Annotated in this window: 10 protein-coding genes; 1 reads left to right on the top strand and 9 read right to left on the bottom strand. The window is 55.7% G+C overall.

Annotated elements, in window-relative coordinates:
- Window positions 1-8 precede the first annotated feature (8 nt).
- From AC2Q8J_RS15775 to AC2Q8J_RS15735, 9 genes are all read right to left on the bottom strand, one after another.
- Entirely contained in the window at window positions 9-917 is a 909-nt protein-coding gene (locus tag AC2Q8J_RS15775; RefSeq protein WP_027873548.1) for an acetaldehyde dehydrogenase (acetylating), read from the bottom strand.
- A 73-nt stretch (window positions 918-990) separates the two neighbouring features.
- A complete protein-coding gene (locus tag AC2Q8J_RS15770) occupies window positions 991-1,776 on the bottom strand; it encodes a fumarylacetoacetate hydrolase family protein (protein WP_204995999.1) in 786 nt (261 codons plus the stop codon).
- 3 nt (window positions 1,777-1,779) lie between these two features.
- Window positions 1,780-2,613: an alpha/beta fold hydrolase gene (locus tag AC2Q8J_RS15765; RefSeq protein ID WP_204996000.1), complete on the bottom strand. Its 834-nt coding sequence runs from the start codon at window positions 2,611-2,613 to the stop codon at window positions 1,780-1,782.
- Window positions 2,614-2,761: 148 nt separating this feature from the next.
- Window positions 2,762-3,622 carry an SDR family NAD(P)-dependent oxidoreductase gene (locus AC2Q8J_RS15760; protein WP_286695926.1) on the bottom strand — a complete coding sequence of 287 codons (861 nt, stop codon included), beginning with the start codon at window positions 3,620-3,622 and terminating at the stop codon, window positions 2,762-2,764.
- Between the two features lie 92 nt (window positions 3,623-3,714).
- On the bottom strand, window positions 3,715-5,394 hold the full coding sequence (gene aceF, locus AC2Q8J_RS15755; RefSeq protein WP_486451765.1) for a dihydrolipoyllysine-residue acetyltransferase: 1,680 nt from the start codon (window positions 5,392-5,394) through the stop codon (window positions 3,715-3,717).
- Window positions 5,395-5,409: 15 nt separating this feature from the next.
- A complete protein-coding gene (gene aceE / locus AC2Q8J_RS15750; RefSeq protein WP_286696203.1) occupies window positions 5,410-8,055 on the bottom strand; it encodes a pyruvate dehydrogenase (acetyl-transferring), homodimeric type in 2,646 nt (881 codons plus the stop codon).
- Between the two features lie 335 nt (window positions 8,056-8,390).
- On the bottom strand, window positions 8,391-11,234 hold the full coding sequence (locus tag AC2Q8J_RS15745; protein WP_486451764.1) for an insulinase family protein: 2,844 nt from the start codon (window positions 11,232-11,234) through the stop codon (window positions 8,391-8,393).
- Window positions 11,235-11,256: 22 nt separating this feature from the next.
- Window positions 11,257-12,348 carry an AI-2E family transporter gene (locus AC2Q8J_RS15740; RefSeq protein ID WP_286695930.1) on the bottom strand — a complete coding sequence of 364 codons (1,092 nt, stop codon included), beginning with the start codon at window positions 12,346-12,348 and terminating at the stop codon, window positions 11,257-11,259.
- 53 nt (window positions 12,349-12,401) lie between these two features.
- The gene (locus tag AC2Q8J_RS15735) at window positions 12,402-12,632 is read right to left on the bottom strand and encodes a sulfurtransferase TusA family protein (protein WP_286695931.1); all 231 of its coding nucleotides are present in this window, start codon (window positions 12,630-12,632) and stop codon (window positions 12,402-12,404) included.
- Between the two features lie 167 nt (window positions 12,633-12,799).
- Here AC2Q8J_RS15735 and AC2Q8J_RS15730 point away from each other — a divergent pair, with 167 nt between their 5' ends.
- A complete protein-coding gene (locus tag AC2Q8J_RS15730) occupies window positions 12,800-14,251 on the top strand; it encodes a M48 family metalloprotease (RefSeq protein ID WP_486451763.1) in 1,452 nt (483 codons plus the stop codon).
- Window positions 14,252-14,476 lie beyond the last annotated feature (225 nt).

Below are 14,476 nucleotides of genomic sequence, written 5' to 3'. Positions count from 1 at the left end.
CTATCCCCTCAGGCGGCCGATGGTGAAAAACGGCCTGCCAGAATCTCTTCGGCAAACATCTCTGCGGTGCGCAGGCCCGCGGCGGTCATAATATCGAGGTTACCCGCATACTTGGGCAGGAAGTCCCCGAGCCCCTCTACTTCCATAAACATGGAAACGCGATTGCCATCGAAAACGGGACCATTTTTCAAACGGTAACCCGGTACGTATTTTTGAACCTCGGCAACCATGTCATCCACCGATTTGCGAATCGCCTCTTGATCCGGCTCGTCGTCAGTCAAACAGTGAATGGTGTCGCGCATAATCAGCGGTGGCTCTGCCGGGTTAATCACGATAATCGCCTTACCCTGACGAGCGCCGCCCACTTTCTCTACCGCGCCCGCCGTTGTGCGGGTGAATTCGTCGATATTTTTACGTGTGCCGGGCCCCACAGACTTGGAGCTTACTGTGGCAACAATTTCGCCGTAGCTCACCGACTGCACGCGCGACACGGCTGCGACCATTGGAATGGTTGCCTGTCCGCCACAGGTCACCATATTCACATTCATGCACTTTTCGGCCACTGCATCGCTGAGGTTGACCGGGGGGATACAAAATGGGCCGATCGCCGCCGGCGTCAGATCGATCATCAACGCACCCTGCTCGTTCACTTTGCGCGAGTTCTCGGCGTGAACATAGGCTGAGGTTGCATCAAAACAGATTTGCACACCGTCCTCACGCATGGTCGGCAACATACCATCCACACCTTCCGAGGTGACCTTCATGCCCATTTCTTTGGCGCGGGCCAAGCCGGGTGATTCGGGGTCAACACCGACCATCCAAACGGGTTCAATCAGCTCCGAGCGCATTGCCTTCATCAGCAGGTCGGTCCCAATATTGCCCGGCCCGATGATGGCCGCGCGAATTTTTTCAGCCATAAGATTTCTCACTGTCAGTAGAGCACCGCTATGTGCTCCGAATAGGTAGATGTTGTTGTTCTAGATCTAGCAATTAGACGAAATGCACTTCTGCATCGCCGATGCCTTCCAGCTCCATGCGCAGGCTGTCACCTGCTTGCACCGGCTCCAGCGGTACCAGAGAACCAGAGAGAATCACCTCTCCCGCTTTGAACGGAATACCGAAGCGCCCCAGCGTATTTGCCAGCCACGCCACCGCGGTTAGTGGGTTACCCTGCACCGCACTGCCCAAGCCTTCACTGAGAATTTCACCGTTTTTCCATACGCGAATTTTCAATGCGGGCAGGTCGAAGTCTTTGGGGTCTGCCTCTTGCTCACCCAGCACGTAAACACCGCAGGAGGCGTTGTCCGCCACGGTGTCCTGAATGGCAATTTTCCAATTGTCGATACGCGAATCAACAATCTCAAAACAGGGCATAATGGCGTCGGTTGCGGCCAATACATCCGCCTCCGTAACGCCGGGGCCTTGCAGGTCTTTCTTCAACCGAAAACCGATCTCCGCCTCGGCACGGGGGGAAATCAAATGACCGGCTACCGGCACTTTTGCACCATTGGCAAAGGTCATGGCGTCGGTTAAAAAACCAAAGTCCGGCTGGTGTACGCCGAGCATTTCCTGCACCACTTTACTGGTAACACCGATTTTTTTTCCCACCACTTTCTCCCCGTCTTCTTGACGGCGGTTAAGCATGCGCAGGGAGATGTAGTAGGCATCGTCAATGGTAATGTCCGGCTCACGCTCGGTCAGCGGGGCAATGCTTTGCTGGCTGCGCAGGGCGTTGTAGAGCTCATCACCCAATGCATTGATCTTGGCGCTATCCATAATTTATCCGTTCTGCAAAAAGTCGAGGGTTTGGCGATTGAAAAGCTCGCGGTGCTCCACCATTACCCAATGCCCGCAGCGAGACACCAACGTAAGGCGAATATCAGCGATGCCTTTCGCCAATTTCATAATGCCGGTCTCGGGCATCATTTGCTCATTAACGCCCCAGAATGCCAGGGTTGGACAGGTGATTTCACCCAACCTCTCTGTCATATCGGGCACCGTCATAGTGGTGATAACCTGGCTGTTCTGTTGCTGAAAAATTCCCCAGCGCTCGTTGACCAACTGCTCGTCGACGACGGCATCATCAAACACCAGGCCGCGACGAATAAAGTCTTCCAAGCGCTCTGGTGCCATCGGCCCAGAGGTAAAAACCTCTTTCATAATCTGCATGCCAGGCATATGAAAGTAGTCGGCCTGTTGCTCTATTCCGCCGGGCGCCATCAGCACCAGCTTACTAACCCGCTCTGGGTAGTCGAGGGTGTATTTCAGCGCAATGGCTCCACCCAAGGAATTACCGATCAGGCAGTATTGCTCCACGCCAATGTGGCGCAGCGTTTGGTGAACACACTCGACGAAAAAGTCCAGCGGGTAGTCAACGTCATCAGGCTTATCGGAATACCCATAACCTATCAGGTCGGGCACCACCACTCGGAAGCCCTGCTCAACAAACCACGGGTAGTTGTATTTGAAGTTGCTGTGCCCACTGGCGCCGCTGCCGCTGCCGTGCAGAAATACCACGACAGGCCCGTCACCCTGATCCAGGTAGTGAATGCGGTGGCCATTGTCGAGGGTGACATACTGCCCCTCGGGTAATCCTGCTACGATTTGACTCATGGCTGCCCGCCCCCAGGTAAACAGAAAAACATGATGTGCCCGAGCAGGCGCAGAGAAAGCGCCTGCCGAGAGCTATTTTTGTGGTGTAAATTTTATAGAAGGGCCTTCGAGACACTAATCCCCCAAACGGATGACAGCTTTTTCGGGCTCACTCCACGATCGCGTCATTAAACTTGGGGGGCTTACCCAACATGGCACGCGGCGACGGGGGCAGCTTGCCATCAATGTCCACCAGCCCGTATTCCTCGGCCAGCTCTGCCGCGTAGAAGACTTTGCCACTGCGCGACATCAATGCTGCATCGCGGTACAGCGCGTCTATCACCAAACCGGGAAACTCAGGCGATTCGGCCGCCGCCACCGCATCGGCGTAGAGTTCGGGTTGCGCGTCGAAGACCTGCATACTGCGTTCGGTTTTCAGCAACCCCATCCACAGCGACACAACGGCGACGCCATGTGAGCGAAAATCCACGGCCATGTCATGGGCCATTTTATCCACACCCGCCTTCCCGGCACCGTAGGCCGGGCCGTGCATATAGCAGCGCCCTCCCGCTGAGGAGGTATTCACCACCAGCCCCTTTGCGCTCTTTAGCAGCAGTGGCGCCGCGTAGTACGACGACACATAACTAGAGCGCAGCCCAACATTGAGAATATCCTGCAAAGCCAGCGGCTTTTCCCAAAACGGCCCCGGCAGGGTCAAGCCCTCGGGCACCAGCAAGGCATTGTTGACGAGAATATCCAAACGTCCCTGCTCGGCTTCAATCACAGCCAGCGCTTTGCGTACCTGCTCATCGTCCCGGTGGTCACAAATTAAGGGGATGGCCTTTGCACCTCTCTCCTCTATGGCTTCGACAGTGGCATAGACAGTGCCCGGCAAGGCCGCATCGCCCTCGGACTGAGTGCGGCCAGTCACGTAGATTGTCGACCCCGGCTTGGCCAGCGCCAGCGCAATGCCCTTGCCCGCGCCGCGACTGGCGCCAGTAACGAGAATGATGCGTTTATCCTGCTTCACAATGGATTCCTATTATTGTGTCTACCAACGGCCGCATAGGCTGACAGACCGCGGCGGCAGATGCATCCTCCGAAATGACTAGAGCGGGCGTGTCACAGCAGCAGCCGCCGAATATCAGCCAGCATTTGCGCCAATTCGGTAAAGAACTTGCCGGCATCCGCGCCGTTTATCACCCTGTGGTCATATGACAGGGACAGCGGCAGCATTTTGCGCGGCTGGAAACTATCACCATCCCAAACGGGTTTTACGGCCAGCTTGGAAACCCCCAGGATCGCGACTTCCGGCGCATTGATAATGGGAGTAAAACCAGTACCGCCGATATTGCCCAGGCTGGAAATGGTGAAGCAGCCGCCCTGCATTTCCGCAGGTTTAAGCTTCCGCTCTCGGGCTTTCTTGGCCAGCTCAGCGGTTTCTTCTGCCAGCTCCCAAAGCGACTTTTTATCGACATCGCGAATCACCGGCACAACAAGCCCTGCTGGCGTGTCCACGGCCATACCAATATGAACATAGTGCTTGTAGACAATGCTCTCACCATCGGCACTGAGGGAGGCGTTGAACTTGGCATTGCCGCGCAACGCAGCCGCCGCCGCTTTTAATAAAAAGGGCAGAGGCGTTAACTTCACACCGCGCTGCTCAGCCTCTTTTTTCATCTCGCGACGGAAGTCCTCAAGCTCAGTGATATCTGCATCATCAAACTGCGTCACATGAGGAAGATTCAACCAGCTGCGGTGCATATTGGCCGCGGTCAGTTTATCTAGCTTGCTTAAAGGCTGAATATCCACCTCGCCAAACTTGGCAAAATCCACATCAGGAATCGGCGCAATGCCGCCGCCAGCTGCCGCTGCGGGCGCTTTCGCCAACTGCTTAACATAGGCATGCAGGTCTTCCTTAACGATGCGCTTGCGCGGGCCGCTGCCGGACACTTTGCTCAGATCAATACCAAACTCGCGCGCCAATTTACGCACCGCGGGGCCAGCATATACTTGCTCCCCTGGTGCAGCTGGCGCAGGCGACGGTGAGCTGGTGCTGGCGCCCTCGCGCGCAGCGGTCGAGGCTTCGTTTTTTGGCTCGGGCTCGGCACTCACCGGTGCATCGGCCTTTTCCGCTGGCGCGGCTGTTTGCTCAGCCTTCGCGTCGCTCGCTGAGTTCGCCCCTGCGACACGCATTTCTGCGATCGCCGTACCTTCACTGGCAGCGTCACCCACCTTGATCAACATCGCGCTGACCACACCCGTGAACGGTGCAGGAACCTCCATGGAGGCCTTGTCTGACTCCAGCACGATCAGTGAATCACCCTCATTCACCTCATCGCCTTCGGCAACGCACAGTTCGATAACTTCGATACCTTCACCACCGCCAACATCTGGCACCTTAACGGTTTCGGTGCGCTCCGCTGTCGACGCAGACTGCGCAGCGCCAACAGTATCGTTACCACCGTCAGTATCGTCGTCAGCGGCTGACGTTTGCTCGGCTGCCGCGTCGGGCTCAGATGCAGACTCGGCCGCTGATTCCGAAGCAGGCTCATCGCTGCCCTCAGCCACTTCCAGCTCGAGAATGGCATCCCCTTCGGAAACGCTATCGCCTACCGACATAGTAATCGACACGACTTTGCCAGACTTTGGCGCAGGCACTTCCATCGACGCCTTATCAGATTCTAAAACCAGCAGGGAGTCTTCCTGCTCGACAACATCGCCAACAGCAACGCAGACTTCTATCACCTCAACGCCTTCACCACCGCCGAGATCTGGAATTTTGATCGTTTCTTTTGTCACAGAAAACTCCTCGTATTAGCGGTGCATCGGGCTAATTTTTTCAGCATCCAGGCCGTAGTCTGCAATGGCCTTGCTCACGACAGAGGCAGCAATTTTGCCCTCATCACTCAGCGCCTTTAGGGCCGCGACCGTCACGTAATAACGGTCCACCTCAAAGTGCTCGCGCAATTTCGCTCGCGTGTCAGAGCGACCATAGCCGTCGGTACCCAGCACCACATAGCGGCCATCAATATATGGGCGCAGCTGTTCACCGTAGGCTTTAATATAATCCGTTGCACAAATAACCGGCGTGGACTGCGCATTGAGCTGCTGACTAACATACGCACTGCGTGGCGACTCTTCAGGGTGAAGCAAATTCCATCGGTCACACTCCATGCCGTCGCGATACAGCTGGTTAATGCTGGTGGCGCTCCAGATATCCGCTTCCACTTTGTGATCGGATTTCAGCAGCTCAGCGGCCGCTTCAACTTCACGCAAGATGGTGCCACTGCCCAATAACTGAACCTTTAGCTTGGGCTTCTTAACGGTGCTGCCTTTGAGTTTGTAGATTCCCTTGATAATGCCCTCTTCACTGCCTTCGGGCATATCGGGGTGGTAGTAGTTTTCGTTCATCGTGGTGATGTAATAGAAAACATTTTCCTTCTCGGCATACATGCGCCGCATGCCGTCCTGAATAATCACCGCCAACTCGTAAGAATACGTTGGGTCGTAGGACACACAGTTAGGGATCATATTGGCCATTAAGTGGCTGTGACCATCCTGGTGCTGCAAGCCTTCACCATTGAGGGTGGTACGCCCCGATGTTGCACCGATCAGGAAACCGCGCGCCTGAGAGTCACCGGCGGCCCAAGCCAAATCCATAATGCGCTGAAAGCCGAACATGGAATAAAAAATGTAAAACGGCACCATTGGATAGCGGTGATTCGCATAGGAGGTTGCCGCCGCCAACCACGCAGAGAAGGCGCCGGCCTCGGTGATGCCCTCCTCCAAAATTTGCCCGTCCTTGGACTCTTTGTAATACATAATTTGGTCGGCATCGTGGGGGGTGTAGCGCTGCCCCTGAGAAGAATATATGCCCAGCTGGCGGAACATACCCTCCATACCGAAGGTGCGCGCTTCGTCTGGCACAATCGGCACAATACGCTCGCCCACCGCCTTGTCCTTAACCAGGGTCGATAGCATGCGAACAAAGGCCATTGTCGACGACACTTCTCGCTTGCCGGTGTTTTTCAGCTGCGCGGAAAATTTCTCCAGCGACGGTACATCCAAGGCATCGAAGTCAGCCTGTCGCGCCGGCAAATACCCCCCCAGCTCCTCGCGGCGCTTGTGCATATACACCATTTCCGGGCTGTCTTCCGGCGGCCGATAGTAGGGGACATTTTTCAGTTCATCGTCGGGAATCGGCACGGCAAAGCGGTCGCGGAATTTTTTCAGCTCATCCAAGTCGAGCTTCTTCACTGAATGCGCTTCGTTTTGCGCTTCGCCGCCGCTACCCAGGCCGTAGCCTTTAACCGTCATTGCCAGTACCACGGTAGGCTGGCCTTTGGTTTCTCGGGCATTGGCGTAAGCAGCGTAGACTTTATAAGGGTCGTGGCCACCGCGATTCAGGTACATAATTTCGTCGTCAGAGAGGTCTTCAACCAGCTCCAGCAACTCTGGATACTTCCCGAAGAAGTGCTTGCGAGTATAGGCCCCGCCGTTGGCTTTGTAGTTCTGCAACTCACCATCACACACTTCATTCATGCGACGGCGCAACAGGCCGGTTTTGTCTTTTTCCAGCAGCTGATCCCAGTGGCGCCCCCAAATGACCTTGACGACATTCCAGCCCGCGCCGCGGAACACCCCTTCCAGTTCCTGGATAATTTTGCCATTGCCGCGCACTGGGCCGTCCAGGCGCTGAAGGTTACAGTTGATCACAAAGCACAAATTATCGAGCTGCTCGCGCCCCGCCAGAGCAATTGCGCCGAGAGACTCAGGCTCGTCGCACTCGCCATCGCCCATAAAACACCACACTTTCCGATCGCCGTGATCGACCAGCCCTCGGCTCTGTTGGTACTTCATTACGTGGGCTTGGTAGATTGCCTGAATGGGACCCAGGCCCATGCTAACGGTGGGGAATTGCCAGTAGTCCGGCATTAACCAGGGGTGCGGATACGATGACAAGCCATCGCCGTCGACCTCGCGGCGGAAGCTGTCGAGCTGCTGCTCCGAGAGGCGCCCTTCCAGGAATGAGCGCGCATACATACCCGGCGAACTATGGCCCTGATAATAGATCAGATCGGCCTTATCACCGCCGCGGAAAAAGTAGTTAAAGCCCACATCGTAAAGGGTCGCGGAAGAGGAAAAGCTGGAGATGTGGCCACCCAAGCCCTCATCGTTGTCGTTGGCTCGCATTACCATTGCCAGCGCATTCCAGCGTATTAACGAGCGAATTTTGCGCTCCATAAACAAGTCGCCGGGCATGCGTTTTTCATCGCGAGGTTCGATGGTATTGCGAAATGAGGTGGTGATGGCCGCCGGAAGTTGGGTTCCCTGGCGCGCAGCATGCTTTGCCAAGTATTTCAGGAGAAAAGCGGCGCGTGCTCTACCCGCATGGCTAAGCACGCCATCCAGTGCTTCCAGCCACTCTTGGGTTTCCTGTGGATCGAGATCTTCACGCAAATCAGGGTCTTGGTACATATCACAGTCCTTATCAATACCGTGGGCTGCCTAGACCAGCAAGCGATTTGCTCGAATGTGTTCCGCGTCAACGGGCGCACCGACCATGATCAATAATCGGGGTGTGCCTGCCGTTGGTGACGGTGATCACCTGGCCTATCTGGCGCTGCCCCACCTTGTGGGTCGGGCAGAACTGCCGATGAGAATTCGGGCCCCTGAAAGCCTATGCACTTTCAGAGCCGCGGAAATCATCGCAGCCCTGTCGCCATAAATCAAGAAAATCTAGATATTTTTATTATGAATAAATAGTTTCACCTCTATAAAAACAAGTACTTATACTAGTCGAAGGAATAGACTCCCGCCCTATCAAGCACTGCGCGCGACTCCCCAGCAGGCAATGCCGACGGCCACTGCCCTGGCACCGTCACTAGCAAGCTGCGACGGTTTGCATCGTGCAGGGTTTGACGCATAAGCGACCACCACTGCGTATACTCCAGCCCCCTCAGCGCAGCGATTAACTGGTCTCGACTGTCAAAACCCGAATACCCTTCCAACAGATCCCGCCAATCGCGGTCTGCCGCCTCCCACAGGTTTTCCGGCTGCTCCGCTAACTTACTTATCAATGTCGCCCGGAACTGTTCGTAAGTCTGTTCATCAACGCCATTTTTAAGCCAGGCGTCGATATACCCGTCGACTTCCTTGGCCAGCATCGCCGCGTCAGCAACCGGTGACTGCACCAGAAAGAATAAGCCACCCACATTTCGCTGAGGGTATACACCCGCATTAACAATGTAGCCGAGCTGCTTCTCCGTGCGCAGTTGATGATAAAAGTCAGCACTCATGATCTGCGCCGCCAAGCCCAAAGCAACCCTGGCCATTTTTCCCTGGTCAGGCGCCTGCACATACTGAAGTAGCGCAGCATCGTTGTGCTCGGCGGGCACAATCGCCAGCGCGTTCCCCGCAGGTAGCTTAACAATCTGTTGCTGCGGCCGTGTGCTCAGCGACGTTTGCGGGAGCGCTCGCATCATTTGCGCAACCGTGTCCAGCGCGTCCGCTTGGGTGAAGTTACCGTGGAGCAACACCTGATAGCGGAAGGCCGCCAGCACCCGCTCAGCCTGGCGCGCAACATCGGCAAGCCCCAGCGCTTCGGTCTCTGATAGCAGAGACTCGAGGGCGGGCTCCTGTCGCTGCTGCAAGCGCGGCAGTTCGGCAAAAAGTTGCTGATAGGGTGAACGGCGCCGAACATTTTGCAACTCGCGCAGGCGCTGCTGCTTAATGCGGGCAAAACGCTGCTCATCCCAGTCGACGTGACGCAGGGTATTCAGCACCTGAGACAGCAGCTCTGCCTGCTTCTGATCAAACCCTCCCAAGCGCAACTCAACACCGCGCCAACTGCTCGACAAGCTGTAATCTAAGCCCGCCAATTGCGCGGCATAGGCCTCTTCGTTCAGCTGATCACTGACCATGCGCAACCACAGTTCGGTGGCGGCAGCTGCCGAGGACGAGTCTCGCGTTGCAGGCGTCTCCAGCAAGAGATAACTGCGGCCTTTGGGCACATCAAACTGATCGTCGTTGTACAACCACACACCGTCGATAGGCGCATTGTCCACCAACCTTGGCTGGTCGTTTGCAGCAGCATCGTCCTTCAGAGTAAAGGTATCAGCAATGTAGGGGTTACTGGCTGGCAAATGCAGCCCCGCTGGCTCGGCCTCACGCCAGCGCTGTTGTTGCTGCGCATCAATGTCGCGCGCACTCCAGGGCACGTCATAACGCTGCTCGCGGCGGTCGGTATCGACACCCGGCGCAACAAGCGTAATAAACGCCTTGTCCGGGGTCATACTGCGCAGGTATTGCCGTATCAATTCCGGCCGGAAGGACGTCATTACATAGGCCTCCCGCAATACCTCCGCGGGCGGGTACTGCTGAAGCGCCGAGGAAAATTGCACCAATTCCTCTGTCAAATTTCGACGGTTGCGAAAACGAAATTGTTGCGCTGCGAGCTGGCTTTGCTCTCGGTACCGCCAGGCCTGAATACCCTGTTCATCAATCAACCGCACATAGGCAAAAACCTGTTGGACAATACTATCGAGGTGCTCCATGCCGGCTTCGGTCAACGCAATATTGACACCAAACATTGCCTGACCCTGCATATCCAGGCTCTGACCGGCGCTCAAGCCATCGGCCCAGCCTGCGCGCTTAAGCGCCGATAACAGACTGCCCTTGCCCTCGTGACCGAGCAGGTTCGCAATATACGACAGCGGCTTATCCCGCCAGTGGGGGCTGGCATCAATCACCGGAAACTGAATAGACAGCCGCCGCTCCGTTTGCACTGGCTGTATCGTCACCCAGCGTGGCAGCGCCTGCGGTTCGAACAGTGGCTGAGTAATCGGCTCGATATTCACCTCGCGATTCTCAATCGCACTAAACCGCGCGCGCACCATCGACTCCAGCTCTGCCAGAGACTCTCGCCCCACCACCGTCAGGCTCATGATATTCGCGGAGTAATAACGCTGGTAAAACGCCAGCAATTGCTCTCGCAGCGCCGCCTCGCGATCCGCCTGCAAGGTTTGCAAATTGCCTACTGAAAATTTGCTAAATGGATGCTGCGACGCTAACTGCTCTTTAAATACCGCCAACTCCCGGCGGCGATCGTTGCGCAGTCTGGCGCGATATTCAGAGTCCACCGCATTGACTTCACGCTGCACGTAATTGGCGTTGAACAGCGGTGCGACAAAGAACTGGGAAAACTGGTCCAGGGCGCCTTCAAGCGCATCCGCCTTAACGTCGAAGAAATAGTTGGTGTGCTCAAAACTGGTGAAGGCGTTGTGATTGCCTCCGTTTGCCGTAATGTAAGCCTGGTAGTCGCCCGCCTTTGGGTAGGCACGCGTGCCCAGAAACAGCATATGCTCCAAGAAATGCGCCAGGCCCTGGTAATCACGAGGGTCTTGGCGGCTGCCGACATTCACATCCAGCGATGCACCCGCTTTATCTGCGCCCGGGTCAGACACCAATAATACTTTGAGACCGTTATCCAACCGCAGATAGCGAAAACTGCGCTGCTCGGTATCCGGCTTGATGATGCTTTCGCCCTGAACAGACAGCGAGGCGTCGCGGGTAAGTGCCGCGCAGGCAGAAATAACAATAAGTAGAATAGCGACGGTGACATGTTGCAGAACGCGCACAAATATTTCCTTACAGAGTCAATTACAACGATGCTTGCTCGCTGGGGGCTTCCGCTTCGTTACTCACGGCGTGAGGTCGCGGCCAGGAATACAGAATCGCCTTCACTAAAGTCGCCAGTGGGATCGCAAAAAACACTCCCCACATTCCCCAAATTCCGCCGAATACCAGCACGGCAACAATAATCGCCACGGGGTGCATATTCACCGCTTCGGAAAACAGCAGCGGCACCAGCACGTTGCCATCGAGCGCTTGAATGATTCCATAGACAATACACAGGGTAAAAAACTCCCCGCCCCATCCCCACTGCAAATACCCCACTAATACGACGGGCAATGTCACCACGGCCGCACCGATATAGGGAATTACTACCGACAAGCCCACTGCCAACGCCAGCAGCGCGGCATAGTTTAGCGACATCAGCGAGAACGAAATGTAAGAAGCCACACCGACGATCACGATCTCAATTGCCTTACCACGTACGTAATTGGCGACTTGATCGTTCATTTCCAACCAAACGGCGCGAAGTAAAGGTCGGCGACGCGGCAGAAAACCCGACAACCACTCAAGGATCAGCTGTTTATCCTTGAGGAAGAAAAACACCAGAATGGGAATCAGCACTATATTGATCATCAAACCAACAACATTGGGCAGCTGCGCAAGAGAAAAAGACACCAAGTACTGCCCCAGCGAACCAATCTCCGTGGTTGCCAGCGTCATCCACTCCCGAATTTGCGCCTCGGTAAACACCTCCGAGCGCTCAGGCAATACCATCAGCGCCTGCTGCAGCTTTCGCAGCATCGACGGCAGCTCTTGTATCAGCGTAACCAGCTGCTGCCATACCAACGGCAACAGCAGCATAAGCACACCAAAAAACACCGTTAGGAAAATACCGTACGCGACGGCAATCGCGAGCCACCGCCGGGCGCCCAGCGCCGACATTCGGGCGATCACGCCCTGCATCATAAAGGCCAGCACGACACTGGCAATAATGGGGATCAGGACATTGCCGATGCTGAGGATCAACAACAGAATCGCGGCAAGAATAATCAGCAACACTACCGTTTCTTCTTCGGCAAAGATGCGATTAAACCAATTGCGAACCATTCCAAGCATGTGGTTGTCCTTTTTCTCGTAAACCTAGATCATCCGCCCGGTGCGCTCAGCGGCTATTTCTTCTGGAGTAGGTACCTAAACTCCCCATGATGCTCTTCATCGAGCAACAGCGTATTGCCGCTCTGGGCAGCGAACACGGCAAAATCCCGCTGTGAACCGACGTCAGTTGCCAGCACCTCTACGACCTCACCGCTCGCCATCCGGTTCAATGCTTGTTTGGCTTTTAGCAGCGGCAGCGGGCAGTCCAACTGACGCGCATCCACTCGACAGTGTATCTCGCTCATAGCATACCTCTTTCTGAAAATGCCGGCAGTATAGCGCCCCAGCCGGGGGCGACAGAATGCCACTGACGCACTTTTTGCGCTTTAATAGGTCTGAGCCTTTATCACTTGTATGATCTATATCGGCGAACCCGGCCACCTGTACGGTGGCACCAAACAAGGACACCATTGTGGTACGAACATTATTACACGCCCTTATCGCCACCCTACTGTGCAGCGCGGCAGTGGCCCAGCCGATGAGGGACACCAGTAGCCAGCTTCCAGAGCTAGGCGAAGTCGATGCCTCACCGTATTCGGCTAAGCAGGAATACCAGCTGGGCAGAATGTGGTTGAGAATGTTCCGCACACAAGTGAAAACCCTCGGCGACCCACAACTGCAAAGCTATGTTGAGTCCTTGCTTTACACGCTGGCCGCCAATAGCGAACTGAAACAACGCGACTTAGAAACCGTTGTTGTCGACAATAGCACCATCAACGCTTTTGCCGTGCCTGGCGGCGTTATCGGCGTGCATACCGGTCTTTTCCTGTTCAGTGATAACGAGGCCCAATTTGCCGGCGTACTCGCCCACGAGATTGCCCACTTGAGCCAACGCCATTTCAGCCGCTCCATCGACAAGGCCCGCGAAGCGAGTATTCCCAGCATGGCAGGCATGTTAGCGGGGATCATTCTGGCGGCGACAACCGGCTCCGATGCGGGCATTGCCGCCATTGCGGCGAGTCAGGCAGCGGCGCTTGAAAACCAGCTGCGTTTTAGCCGCCAGCACGAGCAAGAGGCCGACCGCGTCGGCATGGAAACCCTCGCCCGAGCCAATATGGACCCCAATGGCATTCCCTCAATGTTTGAGAACATGAATGCCAACTTGCGCTTTGCGCGGGCCAAGCCGCCCGAATTTCTGCTGACTCACCCACTGACAGAGAACCGAATTAGCGATAGCAAAAACCGTGCTCGCAACTACCCTCGGCAGGTCTACACCGACAACTTAAATTTCCAGCTTATGAAAATGCGGGCAACCGTCCATCACACTGAAAAAATGGAGAGCCTGCTGCAGCGATGGAACGATGAACAAGGCGCCAATGGCGAAGCGCGCCGCTACGGCATCGTGCTCGCGCTTACTGAGATGGAGCGCTGGCAGGAAGCCAGCGACCAGCTCGACGACTTGATTGACGACGACCCCCAACGCATTGCCTATATCCTTGCCCGTGCAGACATCTTGCTTGGGCAGAAAGCCTACGACCCCGCCATCGATTTATTGCGCAGCGCACTGGCGCTCAATCCGGACAACTACCCACTGAGCTTTCATCTGGCTGATGCCTTGGAGCAAGCACAGCGCTTTCGCCAAGCCGACGACGTGCTTACCGCGTTGAGCTCAAGGCGGCAGAACGATCCAAAAATCTGGTACCGATTGGCGGAAGTCAGAGGCCTGGCGGGGAATATTCTCGGCGTGCATCTGGCAAGGGCAGAGTATTTTATCCTCACCGCCCAGCTCGAGCGCGCTGCCAGCCAATTACATTACGCGCACAAGCAGAGCGGAAGCAATCAAATACTTCAGGGGAAAATCACCGAGCGACTGCGCGATATTGACGAGCTGAAGAAACAGCTCAAAGAATTTCAGGGACGCTAGGGCCTGTTCACACTAATCCAATAGTCACTGCTGGAGGTCATTTTTGCCTCCAGCTAGGCGCCAGACGCGCCGTTTAGTCACTCTATACAAGTGGCTGGCAACAACGCCGGGGGCAAAAATGGCCCCAGCCCTATGGGTTGCGGCTAAAAAAGCACCACTCGTCGTTGCTCATCGCTTATTTGGAATAACCAAACTACGCTCTTCGCGCCTAGATTGGTGCTTTTT

Source organism: Spongiibacter sp. C9W (assembly GCF_057370015.1).
This window is presented reverse-complemented; position numbering and strand designations above follow the sequence as displayed.